Origin of the sequence: Qipengyuania sp. R86523, assembly GCF_044596365.1 — a bacterium.
Classification (GTDB): Bacteria; Pseudomonadota; Alphaproteobacteria; order Sphingomonadales; family Sphingomonadaceae; genus Qipengyuania; species Qipengyuania citrea.
Map to the genome: position 1 here is coordinate 2,229,811 of NZ_CP138997.1, position 22,883 is coordinate 2,252,693.

23 protein-coding genes are annotated in these 22,883 nt (G+C 64.4%); 18 read left to right on the forward strand and 5 right to left on the reverse strand.

Going from position 1 to position 22,883, the window contains the following annotated elements:
- Positions 1–22: 22 nt before the first annotated feature.
- The 14 genes from SJY12_RS10985 to SJY12_RS11050 all read left to right on the forward strand — a co-directional run bounded on the left by SJY12_RS10985 (position 23) and on the right by SJY12_RS11050 (position 13,645).
- Positions 23–778 carry an SDR family NAD(P)-dependent oxidoreductase gene (locus SJY12_RS10985; protein WP_397505360.1) on the forward strand — a complete coding sequence of 252 codons (756 nt, stop codon included), beginning with the start codon at positions 23–25 and terminating at the stop codon, positions 776–778.
- 1 nt (position 779) lies between these two features.
- Positions 780–1,526: an SDR family oxidoreductase gene (locus SJY12_RS10990; RefSeq protein WP_397505361.1), complete on the forward strand. Its 747-nt coding sequence runs from the start codon at positions 780–782 to the stop codon at positions 1,524–1,526.
- Between the two features lie 119 nt (positions 1,527–1,645).
- On the forward strand, positions 1,646–1,849 hold the full coding sequence (gene rpmI / locus SJY12_RS10995) for a 50S ribosomal protein L35 (protein WP_050601380.1): 204 nt from the start codon (positions 1,646–1,648) through the stop codon (positions 1,847–1,849).
- Positions 1,850–1,872: 23 nt separating this feature from the next.
- Positions 1,873–2,232, forward strand: a complete 360-nt coding sequence (gene rplT, locus SJY12_RS11000) for a 50S ribosomal protein L20 (RefSeq protein WP_050601379.1) — start codon at positions 1,873–1,875, stop codon at positions 2,230–2,232.
- A gap of 119 nt (positions 2,233–2,351) precedes the next feature.
- A complete protein-coding gene (locus SJY12_RS11005) occupies positions 2,352–3,224 on the forward strand; it encodes a helix-turn-helix domain-containing protein (protein WP_397505362.1) in 873 nt (290 codons plus the stop codon).
- A 104-nt stretch (positions 3,225–3,328) separates the two neighbouring features.
- The gene (locus tag SJY12_RS11010; RefSeq protein WP_050601800.1) at positions 3,329–4,219 is read left to right on the forward strand and encodes an AraC family transcriptional regulator; all 891 of its coding nucleotides are present in this window, start codon (positions 3,329–3,331) and stop codon (positions 4,217–4,219) included.
- 105 nt (positions 4,220–4,324) lie between these two features.
- Complete coding sequence (pheS, locus tag SJY12_RS11015; protein WP_397505363.1) at positions 4,325–5,443, forward strand: phenylalanine--tRNA ligase subunit alpha; 1,119 nt, start codon at positions 4,325–4,327, stop codon at positions 5,441–5,443.
- Positions 5,440–7,830, forward strand: a complete 2,391-nt coding sequence (pheT, locus tag SJY12_RS11020; RefSeq protein WP_397505364.1) for a phenylalanine--tRNA ligase subunit beta — start codon at positions 5,440–5,442, stop codon at positions 7,828–7,830. The genes pheS and pheT overlap by 4 nt, the downstream gene beginning before the upstream one ends.
- Positions 7,827–8,579, forward strand: a complete 753-nt coding sequence (locus SJY12_RS11025) for an SDR family NAD(P)-dependent oxidoreductase (RefSeq protein ID WP_397505365.1) — start codon at positions 7,827–7,829, stop codon at positions 8,577–8,579. Before pheT ends, SJY12_RS11025 begins: the two co-directional genes overlap by 4 nt.
- Positions 8,580–8,676: 97 nt before the next feature.
- The gene (locus SJY12_RS11030) at positions 8,677–10,197 is read left to right on the forward strand and encodes a peptide chain release factor 3 (protein WP_397505366.1); all 1,521 of its coding nucleotides are present in this window, start codon (positions 8,677–8,679) and stop codon (positions 10,195–10,197) included.
- A 37-nt stretch (positions 10,198–10,234) separates the two neighbouring features.
- Positions 10,235–11,107, forward strand: coding sequence for an alpha/beta fold hydrolase (locus SJY12_RS11035; RefSeq protein WP_050601374.1), 873 nt, complete (start codon positions 10,235–10,237; stop codon positions 11,105–11,107).
- 12 nt (positions 11,108–11,119) lie between these two features.
- The gene (locus SJY12_RS11040; RefSeq protein WP_397505367.1) at positions 11,120–11,818 is read left to right on the forward strand and encodes an endonuclease/exonuclease/phosphatase family protein; all 699 of its coding nucleotides are present in this window, start codon (positions 11,120–11,122) and stop codon (positions 11,816–11,818) included.
- Positions 11,819–11,963: 145 nt separating this feature from the next.
- Entirely contained in the window at positions 11,964–12,302 is a 339-nt protein-coding gene (locus SJY12_RS11045; RefSeq protein WP_050601371.1) for a P-II family nitrogen regulator, read from the forward strand.
- A 14-nt stretch (positions 12,303–12,316) separates the two neighbouring features.
- Positions 12,317–13,645 (forward strand): ammonium transporter, encoded by a 1,329-nt coding sequence (locus tag SJY12_RS11050; protein WP_397505368.1) that lies wholly within the window; start codon positions 12,317–12,319, stop codon positions 13,643–13,645.
- A gap of 231 nt (positions 13,646–13,876) precedes the next feature.
- On the opposite strand, the gene SJY12_RS11055 is transcribed toward SJY12_RS11050, so the two are convergent.
- From SJY12_RS11055 to SJY12_RS11065, 3 genes are read right to left on the reverse strand one after another with little or no spacing between them, the layout of a single operon-like run.
- Positions 13,877–15,463, reverse strand: a complete 1,587-nt coding sequence (locus SJY12_RS11055) for a GMC family oxidoreductase (protein ID WP_397505369.1) — start codon at positions 15,461–15,463, stop codon at positions 13,877–13,879.
- Between the two features lie 24 nt (positions 15,464–15,487).
- Positions 15,488–16,426, reverse strand: a complete 939-nt coding sequence (locus SJY12_RS11060) for a sterol desaturase family protein (protein WP_397505370.1) — start codon at positions 16,424–16,426, stop codon at positions 15,488–15,490.
- Positions 16,427–16,431: 5 nt separating this feature from the next.
- A complete protein-coding gene (locus SJY12_RS11065; RefSeq protein ID WP_341858791.1) occupies positions 16,432–16,836 on the reverse strand; it encodes a hypothetical protein in 405 nt (134 codons plus the stop codon).
- Between the two features lie 61 nt (positions 16,837–16,897).
- Between SJY12_RS11065 and SJY12_RS11070 the strand changes: the two genes are divergently transcribed.
- A complete protein-coding gene (locus SJY12_RS11070; RefSeq protein ID WP_397505371.1) occupies positions 16,898–18,319 on the forward strand; it encodes an amidohydrolase in 1,422 nt (473 codons plus the stop codon).
- On the opposite strand, the gene SJY12_RS11075 is transcribed toward SJY12_RS11070, so the two are convergent.
- Positions 18,320–18,760, reverse strand: a complete 441-nt coding sequence (locus SJY12_RS11075; protein ID WP_063506841.1) for a TIGR01244 family sulfur transferase — start codon at positions 18,758–18,760, stop codon at positions 18,320–18,322.
- On the reverse strand, positions 18,760–19,572 hold the full coding sequence (locus SJY12_RS11080; RefSeq protein ID WP_397505372.1) for a TerC family protein: 813 nt from the start codon (positions 19,570–19,572) through the stop codon (positions 18,760–18,762). Before SJY12_RS11080 ends, SJY12_RS11075 begins: the two co-directional genes overlap by 1 nt.
- 244 nt (positions 19,573–19,816) lie before the next feature.
- On the opposite strand from SJY12_RS11080, the gene SJY12_RS11085 reads away from it, so the two are divergent.
- The 3 genes from SJY12_RS11085 to argF all read left to right on the forward strand — a co-directional run bounded on the left by SJY12_RS11085 (position 19,817) and on the right by argF (position 22,854).
- Positions 19,817–20,584 carry a cold-shock protein gene (locus tag SJY12_RS11085; protein WP_397505373.1) on the forward strand — a complete coding sequence of 256 codons (768 nt, stop codon included), beginning with the start codon at positions 19,817–19,819 and terminating at the stop codon, positions 20,582–20,584.
- A gap of 145 nt (positions 20,585–20,729) precedes the next feature.
- A complete protein-coding gene (locus tag SJY12_RS11090; protein ID WP_397505374.1) occupies positions 20,730–21,917 on the forward strand; it encodes an aspartate aminotransferase family protein in 1,188 nt (395 codons plus the stop codon).
- Positions 21,901–22,854, forward strand: coding sequence for an ornithine carbamoyltransferase (argF, locus tag SJY12_RS11095; RefSeq protein WP_397505375.1), 954 nt, complete (start codon positions 21,901–21,903; stop codon positions 22,852–22,854). The genes SJY12_RS11090 and argF overlap by 17 nt, the downstream gene beginning before the upstream one ends.
- Positions 22,855–22,883 lie beyond the last annotated feature (29 nt).

A 22,883-nucleotide genomic window follows, 5' to 3' on the forward strand; every position in this document is an offset into this window, starting at 1 on the left:
GCGCTAGGCCCGTTAGCCCGGCATGCAAACCATCTTGATAACCGGCGCCGCAAACGGGATCGGGCGCGCAACCGCAATGCATTTTCATGGCCTCGGCTGGCAGGTGATCGGTCTCGACACGGATACCGAAGCGCTGGCCGAATTGCGCGGCGCGCTACCGCGGGAAAGCGCGCTCTTCCTGAGCTGCGATGTCGGCCGCGAGAGCGAGGTAAGGAACGCGTTCGAGGGGATCGGCGAATGGCTGGGGGAGTGCCCGCTCGATTGCCTCGTCAACAACGCCGGTATCGCCGATCCCGTAGCTGGCCCGCTGGAGGAGCTCGAGCTGGCTGAATGGCAGACGTGGATCGATGCCAGCCTGACCGGCGCCTTTCTGGTTACGCGCGCTTCGCTGGCGTTCCTGCGGCGCAGCGGTGGCGCGAGTATCGCGAATATTTCATCCACCCGTGCGGTGATGAGCGAGCCTGATACCTTTGCCTATGCGGCGGCAAAGGGCGGGCTCGATGCACTCACCCATTCGCTCGCGGTCTCGCTTGGGCCCAGGATCCGCGCGAATGCGATACGTCCGGGCTGGATCGAAACCGGGCCGTGGCAGAAAGAGGGCAAACGGAGCCATCCCGAGCATCGACCCAAGGACCGCGAGCAGCATCCGGTCGGGCGCATCGGGCGGCCGGAGGATATTGCCGAGGCAGTCGCCTATCTGCACGCAGCGGGGTTCGTGACCGGGCAGCGCCTCAATATCGACGGTGGTATGACGGCGAAGATGATCTACGAGCACTGACATGACAGTGAAGGGATCGCTTGCCGGGCGCATCGCGCTCGTTACCGGCGCGTCGCGCGGGCTCGGTTTCGAGATCGCCCGGCGCATGGCAGAACAGGGCGCGCGCGTCTGGCTCAACGGGCGTGGGGCCAGCGCAGTCGAAGCCGCCGCCGAACGGATCGGCCCTAACGCCCGGGCCTTGCCCTTCGATATCGGGGATGACCAGGCGAGCGCGGCGGCATTCGCGCGCCTTGCCGAAGATGGCCTCGATATCCTCGTCAACAATGTCGGGCAACGCGACCGGCGGCCGCTGGGGCAATTGCGACGGGCCGATATGGCGGCGATGCTCTCGACCAACCTCGTCGCGCCCTTCGATCTTGCGCGCCGCGCGGCGCCGCTGATGCAGGCGCGCGAATACGGGCGGATCATCAACATCACCTCGATCGCGGCCGATATCGCCCGGGGCGATGTGCTCTACACTGCCAGCAAGGGCGGCCTGGCCGCGCTGACCCGTGCGCTGGCGGCTGAACTGGGCGCCATCGGGATTACGGTCAACGCCGTCGCCCCGGGCTATTTCGCAACCGAAGCGAATGGCGAAATGACCGCCGATCCGGAAATCGCACGGCACCTTGCCCGCCGGACCTCGCTGGGCCGTTGGGGCGAACCGAGCGAGATCGCCGGGGCAGTCGCTTTCCTTGCCGCGCCCGAGGCGAGCTATATCACCGGCCATACGCTGGCGGTCGATGGCGGTTATCTGACCCACTTCTGACTTGCTTTACCGCGCAGAATCGCTATCAGCGCGCCCTTCACCGACACGTGATTCATCTGCCGGTCTGGCCGTAAGGGCTGCCAGGGCTGGTTGGACGTGTCTCTGTCAAGGAGATGAAAATGCCCAAGCTTAAGACCAAAAGCGGTGTGAAGAAGCGCTTCAAGATCACTGCGACCGGCAAGGTCAAGCATGGTGTCGCCGGCAAGCGCCACCGCCTGATCAGCCACAATGCGAAGTATATTCGCCAGAACCGCGGCACCACTGTCCTGTCGGAAGCCGACAGCAGAACGGTGAAAAAGTGGGCCCCCTACGGCCTCGACTGAGCGCGAATTAAGGAGAATACGAAATGCCTCGCATCAAACGCGGCGTCACCACGCGCCAGAAGCACAAGCGTCTACTGGATCAGGCGAAGGGCTATCGCGGCCGTCGCAAGAACACGATCCGCGTCGCCCGTCAGGCTGTCGAAAAGGCCGGCCAGTACGCCTATCGCGACCGCAAGGTTAAGAAGCGCAGCTTCCGCGCCCTGTGGATCCAGCGCATCAATGCCGCGGTCCGCGCCGAAGGTCTTACCTACTCGCAGTTCATGCACGGCACCAAGCTCGCCGGCATTGAACTCGACCGCAAGGTCATGGCCGACCTGGCGATGAACGAATCGGCCGCCTTCAAGGCGATCATCGATCAGGCGAAAAAGGCGCTGCCCGCCTAAGTCGCGGTCCGTACCCGGAATTGCGAAGGGCGCTCCGTATGGGGCGCCCTTTTGCGTTGGGCCGCTTGCCGCCGTCCGCCAAGGCGTTATGAGCTTTTGGCAGGGGAAACGGGGGGCGCGTGGCCGAGGGTGATGTGATCGATGTGCGCTTCTTCGCACCGCCGGCCGATCTGGCGCATTGCTTCACGACATTCTACCGGCTGGAAGTGAATGTTCCGCCAGGCGAAAAGCTCGAGGACTGGCTACAGCCCGAATGGGGCAACCTTCGCTTCTTCACCGATGATCCTCCGACTGCGCAAGCGCTCAAGGGTCCGCGCGTCGATGGCGCCCGTTTCCAGGCGACCGGTCCCAGTTCTTGCATGACCCACTTCACGCTCGGCCGTACCCGCATGTGGGGCATCGGCCTGCGCCCGCTCGGCTGGGCACGATTCGTCGCCGACGATGCCAGCGCACATGCCAACACGGTGGTCGATGGCGAAGCGGCACCGCCGTTCGCGCGCTTTGCCCCGCTATGCGATGTCCTGTGCACGCGGGCCCGGTCCGATGAAGAGCAGTTCGATGCGCTGGCCAGCTTCTTTCGCCAGCTTGCCGAACCTCCGCGCGACCAGCCGCGGATCCAGCGGGTGCACGAGGTCATGGTCGACCCGCGGCTGCTGCAGGTCGAGGAGTTCGCCCGGCGCAGCGGCTTGTCCAAGCGAACGCTGGAGCGCGTGTGCGCCCGCCATTTCGGGTTCGCACCGCGTCTGCTGCTGCGCCGGCAACGGTTGATGCGCAGTCTTGCGGCATTCATGCTCGAACCGCGCGCCAGCTGGTCCGCAGTGATCGACCGCCATTACCACGACCAGTCGCATTTCGTGCACGAGTTCCACGCTTTCATGGGCTGCACACCGAGCGACTACGCCGCGCAGCCGCATCCCGTCCTGAGTGCGTTCATGGCCGAGCGCAAGCGGATATGGGGATCACCCGTACAGACGCTCGATCCGCCGACATAGCGGTCGATCAACGGATGCTTTTTTGCTAGCCGGGATGCCAAGGGCGTTTTTACGATGATTTCGACGCATCAGGGCCGGTCATATTCTTGCGCGGAGAACCCGCGATGAGCACGGGGGAAGCGCCGGCGGGTGTCGCGCTGCGGTTCTTCCTGCCGCCCCGCCGATTGCGTCCCTTCATCACCACCCTCTACCATATGGAAATCTCAGGTGCCGAGGACGAGCCGGTGGTCGACTGGCTCCATCCCGAATGGGCCAATCTGCGCATCATTCCCGAACGCACAGTCGCAGCCGGGATGCGCGGCCAGCCGCTCGAGCGCATGCCGCGGGCGGTAATGGCCGGGCCGACCAGTTTTGCCACGCATTTCAGCGCATACACCGGCCGGTCGTGGGGTATCGGCCTGATGCCGCGGGGGTGGGCGCGGCTGACCGATACGCCCGCCAGCGCCTACGCCGATCGGTACAGCGACGTCGAGAAAGACCCCGCGTTCGATCATCTGCGGAGCCTGTGCGCCTGTGTCCCCGCAGCAAACGGAAATCTCCTTGCCGAACGCGACGCCCTGGTGCGCGGACTGGACCGTCTGCTGGCGCAGCCCGTCGCGCGCGAAGAGGACATCCTGCGTCTGGAGGAGGCGCTGACCGACCCACGGTTCCACACCGTGGCCGAACTGGCTGAAGCGCTGGGGATGAGCCCGCGGACGATGGAACGGTTCTGCAGCCGGGTATTCGGGTTCTCGCCCCAATTGCTGCTGCGCCGCCAGCGCTTCGTGCGCAGCCTGGCCAAGTTCATGCTCGATCCCTCGCTCAAATGGATCGACACGCTCGACGGACATTATCACGATCAGGCCCACTTCGTCCGCGACTTCAAGCGCTTCATGCTGATGTCGCCGAGCGAATACGCCAGCCGGCCCCACCCGGTACTGGCTGCAGCAGCGCATGCGCGCCTGGCCGTGGCGGGTCAGGCGATGCAGGTCCTGCACGAACCCAGCGCCGATTGAGCACAGCGGATCGTGCGGGCCGATCACCAAACTGGGCTTTAGCATTGGGGCACTTGGCGCTAGGGCCAGCGGGTAGTCCCATCCGACAGTTCCAAGCCAGGCAGAATGACCGACCTCGACCAACTCAAGACCGATGCGCTGACGCGGATCGAAGATGCTCCCGATGCAGCTGCGCTCGAAGCGCTGCGGATCGAATTCCTCGGCAAGCAGGGGTCGATTTCGGGCTTGATGAAAACGCTCGGCAAGATGTCGCCCGAAAACCGGCAGGTTCAGGGGCCGCTGCTCAATGGCCTGCGAACCGCGGCCGCCGATGCGATTGCCGCGCGCAAGGAAGTGCTCGAGGATGCGGAGCTCGAAGCGCGCCTTGCCACGGAAGGCCTCGACCTGACGCTGCCGGCGCCGGCCATGCCGAGCGGCTCGGTCCATCCGGTCAGCCAGGTGATGGACGAACTGGCGGAAATCTTCGCCGACCTCGGCTTCTCGGTCGCCACCGGTCCGGAGATCGAGGACGACTGGCACAATTTCACCGCGCTCAACATGGCCGAAACGCATCCTGCGCGGGCGATGCACGACACCTTCTATTTCCCCGACCACGATAGCGACGGGCACCGCATGCTGCTGCGCACGCATACCTCGCCGGTGCAGATCCGCTCGATGGTCGAGGTTGCTTCGAAGGATGCAGGGGGCGCGCCGATCCGGATCATCGCCCCGGGCCGCGTCTATCGCAGCGACAGCGATGCGACGCACACGCCGATGTTCCACCAGGTCGAAGGGCTGGTGATCGATCGCGATATTCACCTGGGCCATCTCAAGTGGACGCTGGAGACCTTTCTCAAGGCCTTTTTCGAACGCGACGACATCGTGCTGCGCCTGCGCCCGTCCTATTTCCCCTTCACCGAGCCGTCGGTCGAGGTCGATGTCGGCTGGCAGGATGTGAAGGGCCGCCGCGTGCTCGGCGGGGACGGTGACGCGCCGGGGCATGGCTGGATGGAACTGCTGGGCAGCGGCATGGTCAACCGCCGCGTGCTCGAGTTTGCCGGGCTCGATGCCGACGAGTGGCAGGGCTTTGCCTTCGGCGTAGGCGTCGACCGCCTCGCCATGCTCAAATACGGGATGGACGATTTGCGCGCCTTCTTCGACGGCGACGGACGCTGGCTCGATCATTACGGCTTCAGCCCGTTCGACCAGCCGACCCTTTCCGCAGGCGTAGGAGCGAAGGCATGAAGTTCTCGCTCGAATGGCTCAAACACTTCCTCGACACCGATGCTTCGGTGGCGGAGATCGCAGCGGCGCTCAATAGGATCGGCCACGAGGTCGAGGAGATCGAGGACCCGGCGGAAAGGCTCGCAGGGTTCCGCGTCGCCAAGGTGCTGACCGCCGCCAAGCATCCCGATGCCGACAAGCTGCAGGTGCTGAGCGTCGACACGGGCGAGGGCGACCCGCTGCAGGTCGTCTGCGGCGCGCCCAATGCGCGTGCGGGCATGAAGGGCGTGCTGGGCCTGCCCGGCGCGGTGGTTCCGGCGAACGGTATGGAGCTGCGCAAGAGCGCGATCCGCGGGGTCGAATCGAACGGCATGATGTGTTCGGTGCGCGAGCTCGAACTGGGCGATGAACACGACGGCATTATCGAACTGCCCGAGGACGCGCCGGTCGGCACCAGCTTTGCCGAATACAGCGATGCCTCGCCGGTGTTCGACGTCGCGATCACGCCCGACCGGCCCGATTGCATGGGCGTGCTGGGCATTGCGCGCGATCTGGCTGCCGCGGGGCTAGGGACGTTCAAACCGGTCGATGTGCCCGCGATCGCGGGTGACGGCGCCTGCCCGGTCGAAGTGAAGATCGAAGACACGGAAGGCATCCCGGCCTATTTCGCCCGGGTAATCCGCGGCGTCCGCAACGGCCCGTCGCCCGACTGGATGCAGCGCCGGCTCAAGGCGGCCGGCCAACGGCCGATCAGCGCGCTGGTCGATTGCACCAACTATCTGATGTTCGCGACCGGACGTCCGGCGCATGTCTACGACCTCGCCAAGCTGAGCGGGGCGATGGTCGCCCGCCGCGCTGCGACTGGTGAGAGTGTCGAGGCGTTGAACGAGAAGACCTACACGCTCGACGAGACGATGACCGTGATTGCCGATGATAGCGGCGTGCACGATATCGGCGGGATCATGGGCGGCGCGCATTCGGGCGCAGCCGAGGACACTTGCGATGTTCTGCTCGAGATCGCCTATTTCGATCCCGAACGCATCGGCGTGGCCGGGCGCAAGCTGGGTCTTGCCTCCGATGCGCGCACGCGCTTCGAGCGCGGCGTCGACCCGGCGTTTCTCGACGACGGTCTGGCGTTGCTGACCGATCTGATCGTCCAGACCTGCGGCGGCCAGCCGACCGAAGTGGTGCGCGTGGGTGAGCCGCCCGCCGAAACGAAGATCGTGGCATTCGATCCCGCGCTGACCGCGCGTCTGGGCGGTGTCGAAATCGGCGAAGACGAACAGCGCCGCATCCTCGAAGCCCTCGATTTTACCGTAGGGGCCGACTGGCAGGTCACCTGCCCGCCGCGCCGCCACGACATCGAAGGCGCGGCCGACCTGGTCGAGGAAGTGGTCCGCATTTACGGTCTCGATCACGTTGCCAGCACCGCGCTACCCCGCGCCGAAGGCGTGGCCACGCCGACCGCATCGCCGCAGCAGCAGCTCGAACGCAAATTGCGCCGCGCTGCAGCGGCACGCGGACTCAACGAAGCGGTGACCTGGTCCTTCCTCCCCACCGCCGAGGCCGAGCATTTCGCCGACGGGGCAAGGCTGTGGGTGCTCGACCACCCGATCAGCGAAGACATGAAGGCGATGCGGCCTTCATTGATCCCCGGCCTGCTGTCGGCCGCGAAGCGCAATGCCGATCGCGGCAGCGACGGGTCGCGCCTGTTCGAGCTTGGACGCCGCTATTTCCGCGGCAAGGGCGGGGCGAGCGACGAGAAACCGACGCTGGGTGTCGTGCTTGCAGGCGACAAGACGCCGCGCGGCTGGGCGCAGGGTAAGGCCAAGCAATTCGATGCCTTCGACGCTAAGGCCGAAGCCGAAGCGTTGCTCGCTGCTGCCGGTGCACCGGTCGGCAATCTCATGGTGATGGGCGAAGCGGGGAGCCAGTTCCACCCCGGCCAGTCGGCCACTTTGCGTCTCGGCCCGAAGAACGTGCTCGCCCGGTTTGGCGCGCTGCATCCCATGACGCTGAAGACCTTCGATATCGAGGGACCGGTCATGGCAGTCGAAGTGTTCCTCGATGCCATACCCGCCAAGCGGGGCGGCGGCAGTTTCGCGCGCGCACCCTATGCGCCCCCGGCGCTCCAGCCGGTCACCCGCGACTTTGCTTTCCTCGTTCCTGCTGATCTCGCCGCCGGCGATCTGGTGCGGGCAGTGAGGGGGGCGGACAAGGCCGCCGTGGTCGATGCCCGCGTGTTCGACGTCTTTGCGGGCCAGGGCGTGCCCGAAGGCAAGAAATCGGTCGCGGTCGAGATCGTGCTGCAGCCGGGCGACAAGAGTTTCACTGATGCCGAGATCAAGGCGATCGCCGACAAGGTCGTTACTGCGGCAGCCAAACAGGGCGCGGAGCTACGCGGATGACCAGGACAGCTTTCGTGACCGGCGCCACAGCGGGCATTGGCGAGGCCACTGTCCGCACAATGGTGGCAAGCGGCTGGCGCTGTATTGCGACCGGTTGCCGCAAGGAGCGGCTTGATGCGCTGTTGGAAGAGTTGGGCGCGGACAAGGTCCACGCTGCGGCTTTCGACGTGCGCGATGTCGAGGCGATGGAAGCCGTACTCGCAGCCTTGCCCGAACCCTTCGCCGGAATCGACCTGCTGGTGAACAATGCCGGCCTCGCCCGCGGGCTAGCACCCGCGCAGGAAGCCAGCCTGGACGACTGGCAAACCATGATCGACACCAATGTCACGGCAATGGTGGTGCTGACCCGCAAGCTCCTGCCGACGCTGATCGAGCGCAAGGGCGCGATCATTGCGGTCGGTTCGGTGGCGGGCAATTATGTCTATCCCGGCGGCAACGTCTATGCAGGCTCCAAGGCCTTCGCGAACCACTTCACGCTCGCGCTGCGCGCCGACTTGCATGGTACCGGCGTACGCGTTACGAGCATCGAACCGGGGATGGTCGAAACCGAATTCACGCTGGTGCGCACCGGCAGCCAAGATGCCAGCGACGATCTCTACCGCGGGGCGAACCCGATGACCGGGCAGGATATCGCCGACATGATCAAATGGGTCGCCGAACTGCCTCCGCATCTCAACATCAACCGGCTCGAACCGATGCCGGTGAACCAGGATTTCGCCGGCTTTCGGGTGGCGAGAGAGCACCACTGACCGTCACCCCCGCGACGGCGGGGGTCCAGCCGACCTTTCCGCCCGTTGATATGTTATCTGGATTTCCGCCTGCGCGGGAATGACGAGGAAAGTTGAAATGTCGAACCGCCGTACCTTCGCGATCATTTCGCACCCTGACGCGGGCAAGACCACGCTGACCGAAAAGCTGCTGCTGACCGGCGGCGCGATCCATCTGGCGGGCGAGGTCAAGGCGCGCGGACAGGCGCGGCGCGCGCGGTCTGACTGGATGAAGATCGAGCAGCAGCGCGGCATCTCGGTGACCAGCTCGGTCATGACCTTCGAACGCGAGGGCATCACCTTCAACCTGCTCGATACGCCGGGGCACGAAGACTTCTCCGAAGACACCTATCGCACGCTGACTGCTGTCGACAGCGCGATCATGGTGATCGATGCCGCCAAGGGTATCGAGCCGCAGACGCGCAAGCTGTTCGAGGTATGCCGCCTGCGTTCGGTCCCGATCATCACCTTCGTCAACAAGGTCGACCGCGAGGGACGACCGGTGTTCGAGCTGCTCGACGAGATCGCGGACATGCTTGCGCTCGATGTCAGCCCCCAGGCCTATCCGGTGGGCATGGGCGGCGAGTTCGAAGGCGTGCTCGATTTCGCCAGCGGCTGCGTCGCGCGGCCGGAGGGACCGAGCAAGGAATTCCTCGGCACGCGCGACTGCGATGCGCAAATCCCCGAGCGCTTCGCGGAAAACATCGAACTGGCTCAGATCGGCTATCCCGAATTCGATCTGGAGGCCTATCGCAGCGGCGATCTCACCCCGGTCTATTTCGGATCGGCCCTGAAGAATTTCGGCGTCACCGAGCTGATCGAGGCGATTGCGAAATACGCGCCCCCGCCGCGTCCGCAGCCCGCGGGCGAGGAACAGATCCCGCCGACCCGCGACGAGGTCACCGGCTTCATCTTCAAGGTCCAGGCGAACATGGACCCCAACCACCGCGACCGGATCGCGTTCATGCGGCAGGTCTCGGGCACTTTCAAACGCGGCATGAAGCTGACGCCGAGCGGGCTGGGCAAACCGGTGGCGATCCATTCGCCCATCCTGTTCTTCGCGCAGGACCGCGAGGTGGCCGATACGGCTGAACCGGGCGACATCATCGGCATACCCAACCACGGTACGCTGCGGGTGGGCGATACGCTGAGCGAGAAGAACGCAATCCGCTTTACCGGGCTGCCGAACTTCGCGCCGGAGATCCTGCGCCGCGTCGCGCTGGTCGATCCGACCAAGACCAAGCAATTGCGCAAAGCGCTCGATGACCTCTCGGAAGAGGGCGTGATCCAGGTGTTCTATCCCGAGCTTGGTGGGCAGTGGATCATCGGCGTCGTCGGTCAGCTCCAGCTCGAAGTGCTGATCAGCCGCCTCTCGGCCGAATATAAGGTCGAAGCCAAACTCGAAGCGTCGCCTTTTGCCACTGCACGCTGGGTCAGGGGGGATGCGAAGGCGTTGGCGGAATTCGAGAAATTCAACCTGTCGACGCTGGCCAAGGATCGCGACGGCGATCTGGTGTTCATGGCCAAGAGCCCGTGGGACGTGAACTACCAGCAGGAAAAGAACCCCGACCTCACCTTCTCGGCGACGAAGGAGCGGTAGGCTTGCGGGCACGGCGGCGACGCGGCATGGAAATCGCATGACGCTACATGCCGGACCGACCTCGCAGACCTTCATCTCGCAGCGCCTGCGCCTGCACTATCTCGACTGGGGCAATCGCGGAAAGCCCCCGCTGGTCCTCGTGCACGGCGGGCGCGACCATGCGCGCAGCTGGGACTGGGTGGCCGAGCAATTGCGCGAGGACTGGCATGTGGTCGCGCTCGATCACCGAGGCCACGGTGACAGCGACTGGGTCAGCGATGGCAATTATTCGGCTAACGACATGGTCTACGACCTTGCCCAGCTGATCCACCAGCTGGGTGTCGGACCGGTCACCATCGTCAGCCACTCGATGGGCGGCAATGTTTCGCTGCGCTATGCCGGGACCTTTCCCGACATGGTCAAGAAGATCGTGGCGATCGAAGGGTTGGGCCCCAGCCCCAAACGGCAGGCCGAAATGCGCGCCGATCCTTATCCCCAGCGCCTCAACGAATGGATTGGCAAGAAACGCGCCGCTTCGGGACGCAGTCCGCGCAAATACGACAGCATAGAAGCGGCATTCGCGCGCATGATCGAGGAGAACAGCTATCTCACCGAGGAGCAGGCGCGCCACCTGACCGTGCATGGGGTCAACCGCAACGAAGACGGCACCTACAGCTGGAAATTCGACCCGCATCTCAACGTCTGGGCGGTCGAGGACATCGCCGATGAATTCCTCTACCAGACCTGGGCGGCGATCAGCGCGCCGACACTGCTGCTTTACGGCGCCGACAGCTGGGCCTCCAACCCCGAGGGCGACGGCCGGCTCGACCACTTTGCCAATGCCGAAGTGATCGAGTTCGAGAACGCGGGTCACTGGCTGCACCACGATCAGTTCGACCGCTTCATGGCGACGCTGCGCGATTTCCTCTGACGTGAACGCCGCGTGCAGCTGACTTTCGCCAGCTACAACATCCACAAGGGTGTCGGGCTCGATCGCAAGCGCGATCCCGAGCGCATCCTGTCGGTGCTGCACGAGATCGATGCCGATATCGTCGCGCTGCAGGAAGCCGACCGGCGGATCGGCGAGCGCGCCAGCGTGCTCCCGCGCGCGGAGATCGACGACACCCACTGGCGCGTGATCGAGGTGGCCAAGCGTCCGCGCAGCATCGGCTGGCACGGCAATGCGCTGCTTGTGCGACGCGACCTTGAGATCCTCTCGGGCGAAGCGCTCGACCTGCCGACGCTCGAACCGCGCGGTGCCGCATGCGGTGAAATCGTCGTCGAAGGCCGGCCCCTGCGGGTGATCGGCACGCATCTCGACCTGTCCGGACTGCGCCGCCGCGACCAGATCCGCTCGCTGCTGGCTTTCGTGGGCGCTTGCACCCGCGATCTGCCGACCGTGATCATGGGCGATTTCAACCAGTGGGGGCGCACCACCGGGGCCATGCGCGAGTTCTCTTCCGACTGGCAGATCGTAACGCCCGGGCGCAGCTATCCCAGTCGGCAGCCGGTTGCCACGCTCGACCGGATCGTGGCCAGCAAGCATTGGCGGCTGGTCGAAACCGAGGTCCATCATACCGGCCTCGCCGCCGTGGCATCGGATCACCTGCCGGTCATTGCCAAGCTGGAATTGCTTAAATAACAGGCAGGCGCCCAATCATTGGGCAATCGATTGCGCTCATCCGCTCCTCCTGCGTTCGATTTGTACCGAAATCGCGTTTGGCACGCACATTGCTGAATGTGATCCCGCCGGTGCTTGGCCGGTGGATCACACAGGGGGTGAAGGCGTGAAATTCATCATCGCAGTCATCAAGCCATTCAAGCTCGACGAAGTGCGCGAAGCGCTCGGCGGCATTGGAGTGGCGGGAATGACCGTTACCGAAGTCAAGGGTTTCGGCCGCCAGAAGGGCCAGACCGAAATCTACCGCGGCGCCGAATATTCGACCAACATGCTGCCCAAGGTGAAGCTCGAAATTGCGGCAAGCGACGATCTCGCCGCGCAGGTGGTCGAGACGATCCAGCAGACCGCCAGCACCGAAGCCATCGGCGATGGCAAGATCTTCGTCTTCGACCTGGCCAGCGCCACGCGCATCCGCACCGGCGAAACCGGCGACACCGCGCTTTGAGGGGGCATCCGCACATGACCAGAAAACATCTCTACATTGCACCCCTGGCGCTCGCCGGGTTGCTCGTTTCCGCCCCTGCCTTTGCGCAGGAAGCGGTCCTTCCCGAAGCCGCGGAAGCGGTCTCGGGCGGCACCGCCTATATCCTCAACACCCTGCTGTTCCTGATCGGCGGTTTCCTCGTCATGTGGATGGCCGCGGGCTTTGCCATGCTCGAAGCCGGGCTGGTGCGTTCGAAGAACGTCTCGGTCCAGTGTCTCAAGAACATCGGGCTCTACTCGATTGCGGGCCTGATGTTCTGGGTGATCGGCTACTCGATCGCCTATCCGGGCTTCGAAGGCGGGTTCATCGGCGTCGCCGATTTCCCCTATGCCATGCAGGGCGTGGGTGAAGCCGATACCGGCACCGGCTATTCGGTCGCCTCCGACTGGTTCTTCCAGATGGTATTCTGCGCGACCACCGCATCGATCGTTTCGGGCACCGTGGCCGAACGCATCAAGATCGTGCCCTTCTTCATCTTCGTCACGCTGCTGACCGGCTTCATCTATCCGGTCATCGTCAGCTGGGAATGGGGCGCCGGCTGGCTCGACGCCATGGGCTTCTCCGACTTCGCCGGTTCGACGCTGGTGCATTCGACCGGTGGCTGGGCTGCGCTGATGGGCGCGCTGATCATCGGCCCCCGTCTGGGTCGCTACACTGCCAAGGGCATGACCGTATTCCCCGGGTCGAGCATCCCGCTCGCAACGCTGGGTACGTTCATCCTGTGGCTCGGCTGGTTCGGCTTCAACGGCGCCTCGCAGCTTGCGATGGGCACCGTGTCCGACGTGTCCGACGTGTCGAAGATCTTCGTCAACACTAACATGGCGGCAGCTGCCGGCGTGGTCGTGGCGATCATCCTGACCCAGCTGCGCTATGGCAAGGCCGACACCACCATGGCCCTCAACGGCGCACTGGCCGGTCTCGTCGCCATCACCGCCGAACCGCTGACCCCCAATGTGGGTATGGCGATCGTGATCGGCGGCATCGGCGGTGCACTGCCCGTGATCTTCGTGCCGCTGCTCGACAAGCTCAAGATCGACGACGTCGTCGGTGCGATCCCGGTTCACCTCGTGGCCGGCATCTGGGGTACGCTCGCCGTGCCGCTGACCAACACCGAAGTGCCGTTCATCGCGCAGCTTACCGGCGTGGTGGCAACCGGTGCCTTCGTCTGCATCACCTCGGCCATCGTCTGGTTCGCCCTCAAGGCCACCATCGGCGTACGTCCGAGCGAAGAAGAAGAGTTGGCCGGTCTCGACGTCGGTGAAACCGGCATCGAAGCCTACCCGGAATTCTCCCGGGCCAATTGATTACCAGTTCGGCGGGGCGCCTTCTCTCTCTCCTCTCTCTCCCGGCGCCCCGCCTACCCATGTTCCTCCTGCGAACACCGACTTAATTGGGCCGGAGATCAACTCTCCGGCCCCTCTTTTTTGGTCGGGTCGCACAGCGGGGCCGCGGTGATCGCTTGTGACGCTCGCACATACGAAAACGGGCCGGAGGAAACCTCCGGCCCGTTCGTCTTTCCGGCCATGTCAGCGGGTTCAGGCTGCAAGGGCGTCCTTGACGAAATCGGCGCAGCGTTCGCCGATCATGATGCTCGGTGCATTGGTGTTGCCCGAAACCAGCCGCGGCATCACGCTTGCATCCGCGACATACAGGCCCTCGATCCCCCGCGCCTTGAGCGTGTGATCGACCACCGCATCGCTATCGCCGCCCATCCGGCAGGTGCCGACCGGGTGATAGACCGTATCTGCGCGATTGCGGATCATGGCGTCGAGCGCGGCATCGTCTTCCAGATCGATCGGATAGCGATCCTGCGGCTCGTATTTCGCCAGGCTGGGCGAGGATACGATGCGGTGCGACAGTCGCACGCCTGCGCGCAGCGTTGCCATGTCGCGCTCATCATCGAGGAAATTGGGATCGATCCGGGGCGCCATTCGCGCGTCGGCGCCGTTCAGCCGCACCGTCCCCCGGCTTTCGGGCCGCAGGACGCAGGCATGCAGCGAAAAGCCGTGACCTTTCACCTTCGTGCGTCCGTGATCCTCGAGCATGGCGGGAACGAAGTGCCACTGGATGTCGGGCGCGGGGGCATCGGGCATGACCTTCCAGAACCCGCCCGCCTCGGCATAGGGCGTGGTCATGATGCCGGTGCGCTTGCGGCGGTGCTCGATGATGGCCTTTGCCATGCGGACCGTACCCGCCAGGCTGTCGCCGATCAGATCCTTGCTCTCGGTCTGCCAGCTCGACACATAGTCGATATGGTCCTGCAGATCCGCGCCGACCGCCGGCTTGTCGAGCACGACGTCGATACCATGCTCCTTGATATGGGCGCCCGGTCCGATGCCCGACAGCATTAGTAGCTGCGGCGTGTTGAAGGCGCCGGCGGACAGCACCACCGCGCCCCGGGCAGTGACCGTACGTTCCTTGTCGCCGACCGAATAGGTCACGCCGGTAACGCGGCCGTCCTTGATCACCAGCCGCTGGACGCTGACCCCGATGCGGACGTCGAGATTTTTCGAGCCGCGCTTCGGTTCGACATAGGCGCGCGCGGCCGACCAGCGTTCGCCGTTCTTCTGGGTAACCTGGTAAAGCCCGAAACCGGCCTGTTCCTCGCCGTTGAAATCGGTGTTGCGTGGGAGCTGCAACTGCGCTGCCGCCTCGACAAAGGCCACGCTGCCCGGATTGGGCCATTTCTGGTCCGAAACCCACAGCGGCCCCGAAGCTCCGTGATAGGCGTTGCCGCCGCGCACGTTATGCTCTGCCCGCTTGAAATAGGGCAGCACGTCCTCGTAGCTCCAGCCGGTGCAGCCGAGCTCGGCCCAATTGTCGTAATCCCAGCGATTGCCGCGGATATAGATCATCGCGTTGATCGCCGAAGAACCGCCCAGTCCGCGCCCGCGCGGCTGGTAACCGACGCGGCCGTTGAGCCCTTTCTGGGGCACCGTTTCGTAGCGGTAGTTCGACCCTTCTCTCAGAAACGGCATCAGGCCTGGCGTCTTGACCAGAATGGTGTCGTTGCGCGGTCCGGCCTCCAGCAGGCATACGCTTTTCCCGGCCTCGGCCAGTCGACCGGAAACCGCGCTGCCCGCGCTGCCGCCACCGATCACGATGACATCGAATTCGTCCATGGTATCTCCTCTCGATTCGAGAGGTTAGGCAGCCTCGGCGTCGCCCGCAATCAGGTTTTCAGATGAAACGGACTTTTCCGTCGACCCGGTCCGTTCGAGCCAGTCGCTGCGGATCTGGTCGGATGTCTGGCGACTGCCATCGTGCGTCCAGCCCGGTTCGCGCAGCAGGTAGGACAGCTTGTGCTTCCACGGCGCGCGCCACATGTCCTGCGCAATCCCGATCCATTCGTGAAAGACCGCCCATAGCAGGTTGAAACTGCCCAGTTGCTTGACGATGCCGTAGCGGATTTTTTCGCCCCGCACTTCGGGTTCGAAGGTGCCGAACAGCTTGTCCCAGACAATGAAGACCCCGGCATAGTTGCGGTCGAGATAGCGCGGGTTGGTTGCATGGTGCACGCGGTGATGGCTGGGCGTGTTCATTACCGCTTCGAACCAGCGCGGCATCCGGTCGATTGCCTCGGTATGGATCCAGAACTGGTAGATCAGGTTGAACCCGCCGCAGATCGCGATCATCGCCGGGTGGAAACCCAGCAGCACCAGCGGGAGGGCGAAGACGAAACCCAGTGTGAGAAAGCCGGTCCAGGTCTGACGCAGTGCGGTGGACAGGTTGTAATGCTGGCTCGAATGGTGGTTCACATGGCTGGCCCAGAACCAGCGAACGCGGTGACCGAACCGGTGGACCCAGTAATATTTCAGGTCGTCGAGCACGAAGCACAGCGCGAAGGCCCACCAGGCCCACGGCACGTCGAACAGGCGGAATTGCCACAACCCCATGTACAGCGCGACGAACACGCCGCCGAACAGCAAAGCGGAAACGGTGCTGCCCAGTCCAAAGGCGAGGCTGGTGAGCGTATCCCGCGGTTCGTAGGCATCGCGCCGTGCGCGGCGGGCCCACAGCATCTCGATCAGGACCAGCGCAACGAAGCCGGGCACGGCATATTCTGTCGGCGAGAAATCGGGCATGGTGGCTATTCCTGTATCGCTTCTACCGCGCGAACCCAAGCGCGCGGGTCGTCGAGCACAAGGCGCGCAGCGCCGAAGCGCTTTTCCGCGGTGTCGATTACCAGCGCTTCCCCGTCGCTGCTGGCCCGTGCCTGCGGGGTCAGTATCCGGCCCGCGAAATGGCCGCCATGCGGGCGCAACAGCAGGACCCTGCCGCCGGCATCGCGCAATATCGCGCCGCGTCCGTCGCGATCGAGCCCGATGGCCACGGGCGCAAAACCGCTGACCGCTTCATCGGCGGCTGTCCGCGCATCCTCTTCGTTGGCCAACTCCGGCGGCGGACCGAGCTTGAGCCAATAGGCCAGGCCCGCCAGTGCGAGAATGGCGATCAGCGATCCGGCGAACTGGAGCGTGGCGGCTGAAAAATCCATGTCGTAGGCGATTGGCATGCGGCGCGCTTTCCGGCAAGCAGGACCCAACAGGGAGACGCCAATGAAATCGCTCGCCATTCTTGCTGCCGGGGCAGCACTGGTTGCTTCACCGCTCGCCGCCCAGCAAGCCGATCCGATCGCGCAGGTCGAAGCGCAGCAGGAGCGCACCCAACGGGTGGCCCAGCAGATCTGGGACTTCGCCGAGCTCGGATATCTCGAGACCCGCTCGAGCGGCCTGCTGATCGACGAGCTGGAAGGTGCCGGCTTTTCGATACGCCCCGGCGTGGCGGGCATCCCCACTGCGTTCGTGGCCGAATGGGGAAACAGCGGGCCGGTCATCGGCCTGCTGGCGGAATTCGACGCGCTGCCGGGGATCACCCAGTCCGCGCAGCCGACGCGGGATCCGGTGGCCGACAAGCATGCCGGCCATGCCTGCGGGCACAATCTGTTCGGTGCCGGTTCGCTGAGCGCGGCCATCGCGATCCGCAATTGGCTCGAAGCCACGGGCACACCGGGCCGGGTCCGCCTATATGGCACACCGGCGGAAGAGGGCGGATCGGGCAAGGTCTACATGGCGCGCGCTGGCCTGTTCGACGATGCCGATTTCGTGATCGACTGGCACCCGGCAGACCGCAATTCGGCGGCCTCGCGCAAAAGCCTCGCCAACCGCTCGGGCAAGTTCCGTTTCCGCGGTGTTTCAGCCCATGCGGCGGGTGCGCCCGAACGCGGGCGTTCGGCGCTCGACGGGGTCGAGGCGATGAACATGATGGTCAACATGATGCGCGAACACACCAGCATGGATACGCGCATTCATTACGTGATCACCAGCGGCGGGGCGGCGCCCAATGTCGTGCCCGACTTCGCCGAAGTCTTCTATTACGTCCGCCATTCGGATGCGAACGAGGTGCGGGCGCTGTGGCCCCGGCTCGAGGCCGCGGCGCAGGGTGCGGCGATGGGAACGGGGACCGATGTCGATTGGGAGATCATCCACGGCAACAATCCCACGCTGCCGCTCGAATTGCTGCAGACGATGATGGATGCCAAGCTGCGCCAGCTCGAGCCGATTGCCTATACTGCTGAAGAGCTGGCCTGGGCCGGGACGATCCGCGACAGCCTGGGCGAGGATGCACCGGCCCTGGCGCAAGCACAGGAGGTCGAGGACTATGCCGTGCTGACCGGATATGGCTCGACCGACGTCGGCGATGTAAGCCGCGCGGTGCCGACCGTGAGCGTGCGCACGGCGACCTGGGTTCCCGGAACGGCGGCGCACAGCTGGCAGGCGGTCGCCGCCAGCGGCCACAGCTACGGGGCGAAGGGAACGCAGCAGGCTGCCAAGGCCATGATCCTCGCTGCCGTCGAACTGTACACCAACCCGCAGCTACGCGAGCAGGCCAAGGCCGAATTCATCGCCGAGCGGGGCGAGGATTACGTCTACGAATCGCTGCTTGGCGACCGCGAGCCGCCGCTCGATTATCGCCAGTGATCACTCAGCCGCACGGGCGGCGAACATATCCATCGCTGGGCGCACGGGGCTGACATCGTAGCCGACCGATGCGGCGGCCTCGGCAATCGCGTCGGGGTCGCCGCCGCTGCGCGCCTGGGCGAGCGACCACAGCAGGGTCGAACGCGTGCCCGAACGGCAGAAGCCGAGGACCGGGCCCTGCGCCGAGGCAAGCGCATCCTGCAGCCGTTCCACCTGCGGTTCGCTGAACCCTGCGCTGCCGATCGGGATCGCCAGATAGTCCATCCCTGCAGCACGCGTCGCTGCTTCGATGGCGGCGCCCTCGGGCTGATCTGCCGCTTCCCCGTCGGGACGGTTGTTCACCACCAGCGCCATGCCCATCGCTGCCGCTTCGGAAATGTCCTGCGGGCTGACCTGCGGGCTGGCATAGAAAGTGTCCGAAAGTTTGCGGAATTCGCCCATTATACGTTCCCTCCAGCAGCCGCCTGTCGCGACACACGGCGATTGCGTTGCATGATGTTGAGCAGTTCGACACCGATCGAAAAGCCCATCGCGGCATAGATATAGCCCTTGGGCACGTGGAATCCGAAACCGTCGGCGATCAGCACCAGGCCGATCATCACGAGGAAGGCAAGCGCAAGCATCACCAGTGTCGGGTTCTTTTCGATGAACCTGGCCAGCGGATCGGCTGCCACCATCATGATCCCCACCGTGATCACGACTGCCATGACCATGATCGGGATTTCGTTGGTCATGCCCACCGCAGTCAGGATCGAATTGACCGAGAAGACGATGTCGATCGCCACGATCTGCGCGATTACCGCACCGAAGGTCGCCTTGGCGGCATCGGCGACCCCGGGGGTCTTGTCGAGCAGGTCACCCGAATCATCCTCCGGCTCCATCGAATGGTGGATTTCCTTGGTCGCCTTCCACAGCAGGAAGAGTCCCCCGGCCAGCAGGATCAGGTCGCGTCCCGAGAACGCGGTTTCGAAGCTGGGCTTGCCGTATTCGTTCGGGGCCCCGACGAGGCCGAGGTCGAACAGCGGGGCCTGCAATGTCACCAGCCAGCCGATCAGCATGAGCAGGCCGATCCGCATGATCAGGGCAAGCGCCAGCCCGATCCGCCTGGCCCGCTGCTGCTGGTGTTCGGGCAGCTTGTTCGACAGGATCGCGATGAAGATCAGATTGTCGACGCCGAGCACGACTTCGAGCGCGATAAGCGTGAGCAGCGCCAGCCAAGCGGCGGGATCGCTGAATAGGGCGAGTAAATCCATGCCTGCCCTGTGCCGAACCAAGTGGCTGCGTTCAAGCGATCATTCGCTCGCAAAGCCTATGCGAAAATGTCACATTTCTGCGCTTTGCTGGTACTTGCAGCTAAATCATTCGCGCGTGGACATCTTTCGCGCTATAAAGGTTGCGTGAGGGTGGGTTTCGTGCCTGTCCGCGTCGGTGTGAACAGCAGTTCTTCGCTCTGGCGGGTTTGGATACTGGACTGCACGACAAGGTATTGTTCGAGTTATGGGTTACGACAGAGGGCGCCGCCGCGGTAAGGACAAGCGCGACGGTTTCGGCGAAGACGGTTACGACAATTTCGGCGGGCCCCCGTCCGATTTTGCTCCCCACGAGGCATTCCAAGGCGATCGTTTCGGCGGCGGTGACCGCGGTGGCGATCGTGGCGGCGGATTTGGCGGCGGCAATCGCGGTGGCGGTTTCGGCGGCGGCAATCGTGGCGGCGGCGGTGATCGCGGCGGCGGCGGTGGCGGAGGCGGCGGCTTCAACCGCATGCCCGCGCAGGTTGTCGGCACCGGCAAGGGCACGGTGAAATTCTTCAACAGCCAGAAGGGTTTCGGTTTCATCCAGCAGGAAGGCGGCGGTGAGGACGTGTTCGTCCACATCAGCGCGGTCGAACGCGCGGGCCTCGAAGGCCTCGCCGAAGGGCAGGAACTGGAATTCAACCTCGTCGATCGTGGCGGCAAGGTGTCGGCGCAGGACCTCCAGGTCGTCGGCGATGTGATTGCCGTCGAATTGCGCGGTGACGCAGGCGGCGCACCTCGCCGCGAGCTGACGGGTGAGAAGGCGACCGGCACGGTCAAGTTCTTCAACTCGATGAAGGGCTTCGGCTTCCTGACTCGCGACGACGGACAGCCCGACGCTTTCGTTCACATCAGTGCGGTCGAGCGCTCGGGCCTCGCCGGGATCAACGAAGGCGAACGGTACGAATTCGATCTCGAAGTCGACCGACGCGGCAAGCATTCGGCGGTCAACCTCGTCCCTGCCCAGGGCTGAGGCCATGCCTCCCGCGATCCGGTTTGACCGGAACCGTGAGACGCAATAGATCGCTGGCAAACACGCAGATGGCGGTTCCTTCAGGGGCCGCCATTTGTCTTTCACCCCGAGAATGCACTGCCCAACCGGTGCCGCTGGAGGACCCATGTCGATTTCACCGCTGATGCCCGTCTACCCGCGCTGCGGCGTGCGCCCCCTAAAGGGCGAGCACTGTCATCTGATCGACGAGGATGGCACGCGCTATCTCGATTTCGCCAGCGGGATTGCCGTCAACCTGCTCGGCCACAGCCATTCGGGCCTTATCGGGGCTATCCAGCGCCAGGCCGAGACCTTGATGCATGTCTCCAACCTCTATGGCAGCCCGCAGGGTGAAGAACTGGCGCAGATGCTGGTCGACAAGACCTTCGCCGATACGGTGTTCTTCACCAATTCGGGTGCCGAAGCGGTCGAGGCGGCGATCAAGACGGCGCGGGCGTACCACCAGCATGAGGACGGTGATGCGCAGCGTACCGAACTGATCACCTTCACCAACGCATTCCACGGGCGGACGATGGCGACGATCAGCGCCTCGAACCAGGAGAAGATGCACAAAGGCTTCATGCCGTTGCTTCCCGGGTTCCAATATGCGGAATTCGACAATCTCGACCACGCCAAATCGCTGATGAGCGACAAGACTGCCGGCTTCCTCGTCGAGCCGATCCAGGGCGAGGGCGGCATCCGTCCCGGTTCGGACGAGTTCATCCACGGCCTGCGCAAGCTGGCCGATGACAACGATCTGATGCTGGTGTTCGACGAAGTACAATGCGGTGTCGCACGGACCGGCAAGCTCTACGCTTACGAACATTACGGGATCGAGCCCGATATCATGGCGACCGCCAAGGGTATCGGCGGCGGCTTCCCGCTGGGTGCGTGCCTTGCCACCGAGAAGGCCGCTCGCGGAATGGGCTTCGGCACACACGGCTCGACCTATGGCGGCAACCCGCTCGCCATGGCAGCCGGGAAGGCGGTCATGGAAGCCGTAGCGAACGACACGTTCCTGAACGAGGTGGCCGGGAAGGGCGAGCGGCTGCGCAGCCGTCTCGAGCAGTTCATCGGCAATTACCCCGAAATGTTCGAGCTCGTCCGCGGCAAGGGCCTGATGCTCGGCCTCAAGATGAAAGTCGAAAGCCGGCCGTTCTTCGTCCACCTGCGCGACAACCACCAGCTGCTGACCGTGGCCGCGGGCGACAATACGCTGCGTATCCTGCCGCCGCTGGTGGCGGGCGACGCCGAATTCGACGAGTTCTTCGACAAGCTTTCGGCGGGCGCCGCAAGCTATGACGCAGCCGGCTAAGCGGAGCGACACGATGCGGCATTTCCTCGATCTTTCCGATGCAGGCGGGGACGCGATCGCCGCCATGATCAACGACGCGCAGGACCGCAAGGCAGCGCGGCAGGCCTGGCCGAAAGGCCGCGCCGATGCCGATGCGCCGCTGGCGGGCCATGTGCTGGGCATGATCTTCGAAAAGAATTCCACGCGCACCCGGGTCAGCTTCGATATCGCGATGCGGCAGCTGGGCGGTTCGGCGCTGATTCTCGATTCGGGCACCAGCCAGCTGGGTCGCGGGGAAAGCGTGGCGGATACCGCACGCGTGCTCAGCCGGATGGTCGACGCGATCATGCTGCGCACCGACGATCACGATAAGGCGCTGGAAATGGCGCGGCATGCGACCGTACCGGTCATCAACGGGCTCACCGACCGTTCGCATCCCTGCCAGATCGTTGCCGACCTGCTGACGGTGGTCGAACATGGCAAGGCGCTGCCGGGTCTCGAACTTGCCTGGCTCGGCGATGGCAACAATGTGCTGCATTCGATCCTCGAGGCTGCCGCGCTGATGAAGTTCAATGTCCGGGTCGGTACTCCGAAAGGCTATGAACCCGAGGCCGAATTCATCGACATGGCGCGTGCGGCCGGGTGCAAAGTCACGCTGACCAACGATGCGCGGGAAGCCGTTGCCGACGCCGATATCGTCGTCACCGATACCTGGGTCTCGATGGGTCAGGAGCATGTCCATAACAAGCTGGCCGCGATGGCACCCTTCCAGGTTTCGGATGCGCTGATGGCATCGGCCAAGCACGAAGCGAAATTCCTGCACTGTCTGCCCGCGCATGTCGGCGACGAAGTGACCGAGGAAGTCTTCGAAGGTGACCAGTCGGTCGTCTTCGACGAGGCGGAAAATCGCATCCACGCCCAGAAGTCGGTGCTGTTGTGGTGTTTCGACAAAATCTGATGGCGTTTCGCCCGCTCTAACATTTTGCC

Excerpts from the sequence above, each read along its gene's own strand:
- SJY12_RS11060 (WP_397505370.1), bottom strand. The coding sequence starts at position 16,426 with ATGCCCGATTTCTCGCCGACAGAATATGCCGTGCCCGGCTTCGTTGCG.
- pheS (WP_397505363.1), top strand. The coding sequence starts at position 4,325 with ATGACCGACCTCGACCAACTCAAGACCGATGCGCTGACGCGGATCGAA.
- SJY12_RS11085 (WP_397505373.1), top strand. The coding sequence starts at position 19,817 with ATGGGTTACGACAGAGGGCGCCGCCGCGGTAAGGACAAGCGCGACGGT.
- rplT (WP_050601379.1), top strand. The coding sequence starts at position 1,873 with ATGCCTCGCATCAAACGCGGCGTCACCACGCGCCAGAAGCACAAGCGT.
- SJY12_RS11075 (WP_063506841.1), bottom strand. The coding sequence starts at position 18,760 with ATGGGCGAATTCCGCAAACTTTCGGACACTTTCTATGCCAGCCCGCAG.
- pheT (WP_397505364.1), top strand. The coding sequence starts at position 5,440 with ATGAAGTTCTCGCTCGAATGGCTCAAACACTTCCTCGACACCGATGCT.
- SJY12_RS11010 (WP_050601800.1), top strand. The coding sequence starts at position 3,329 with ATGAGCACGGGGGAAGCGCCGGCGGGTGTCGCGCTGCGGTTCTTCCTG.
- SJY12_RS11065 (WP_341858791.1), bottom strand. The coding sequence starts at position 16,836 with ATGGATTTTTCAGCCGCCACGCTCCAGTTCGCCGGATCGCTGATCGCC.
- SJY12_RS11050 (WP_397505368.1), top strand. The coding sequence starts at position 12,317 with ATGACCAGAAAACATCTCTACATTGCACCCCTGGCGCTCGCCGGGTTG.
- argF (WP_397505375.1), top strand. The coding sequence starts at position 21,901 with ATGACGCAGCCGGCTAAGCGGAGCGACACGATGCGGCATTTCCTCGAT.
- SJY12_RS11090 (WP_397505374.1), top strand. The coding sequence starts at position 20,730 with ATGTCGATTTCACCGCTGATGCCCGTCTACCCGCGCTGCGGCGTGCGC.
- SJY12_RS11070 (WP_397505371.1), top strand. The coding sequence starts at position 16,898 with ATGAAATCGCTCGCCATTCTTGCTGCCGGGGCAGCACTGGTTGCTTCA.
- SJY12_RS11025 (WP_397505365.1), top strand. The coding sequence starts at position 7,827 with ATGACCAGGACAGCTTTCGTGACCGGCGCCACAGCGGGCATTGGCGAG.
- SJY12_RS10990 (WP_397505361.1), top strand. The coding sequence starts at position 780 with ATGACAGTGAAGGGATCGCTTGCCGGGCGCATCGCGCTCGTTACCGGC.
- SJY12_RS10985 (WP_397505360.1), top strand. The coding sequence starts at position 23 with ATGCAAACCATCTTGATAACCGGCGCCGCAAACGGGATCGGGCGCGCA.
- SJY12_RS11035 (WP_050601374.1), top strand. The coding sequence starts at position 10,235 with ATGACGCTACATGCCGGACCGACCTCGCAGACCTTCATCTCGCAGCGC.
- rpmI (WP_050601380.1), top strand. The coding sequence starts at position 1,646 with ATGCCCAAGCTTAAGACCAAAAGCGGTGTGAAGAAGCGCTTCAAGATC.
- SJY12_RS11030 (WP_397505366.1), top strand. The coding sequence starts at position 8,677 with ATGTCGAACCGCCGTACCTTCGCGATCATTTCGCACCCTGACGCGGGC.
- SJY12_RS11080 (WP_397505372.1), bottom strand. The coding sequence starts at position 19,572 with ATGGATTTACTCGCCCTATTCAGCGATCCCGCCGCTTGGCTGGCGCTG.
- SJY12_RS11055 (WP_397505369.1), bottom strand. The coding sequence starts at position 15,463 with ATGGACGAATTCGATGTCATCGTGATCGGTGGCGGCAGCGCGGGCAGC.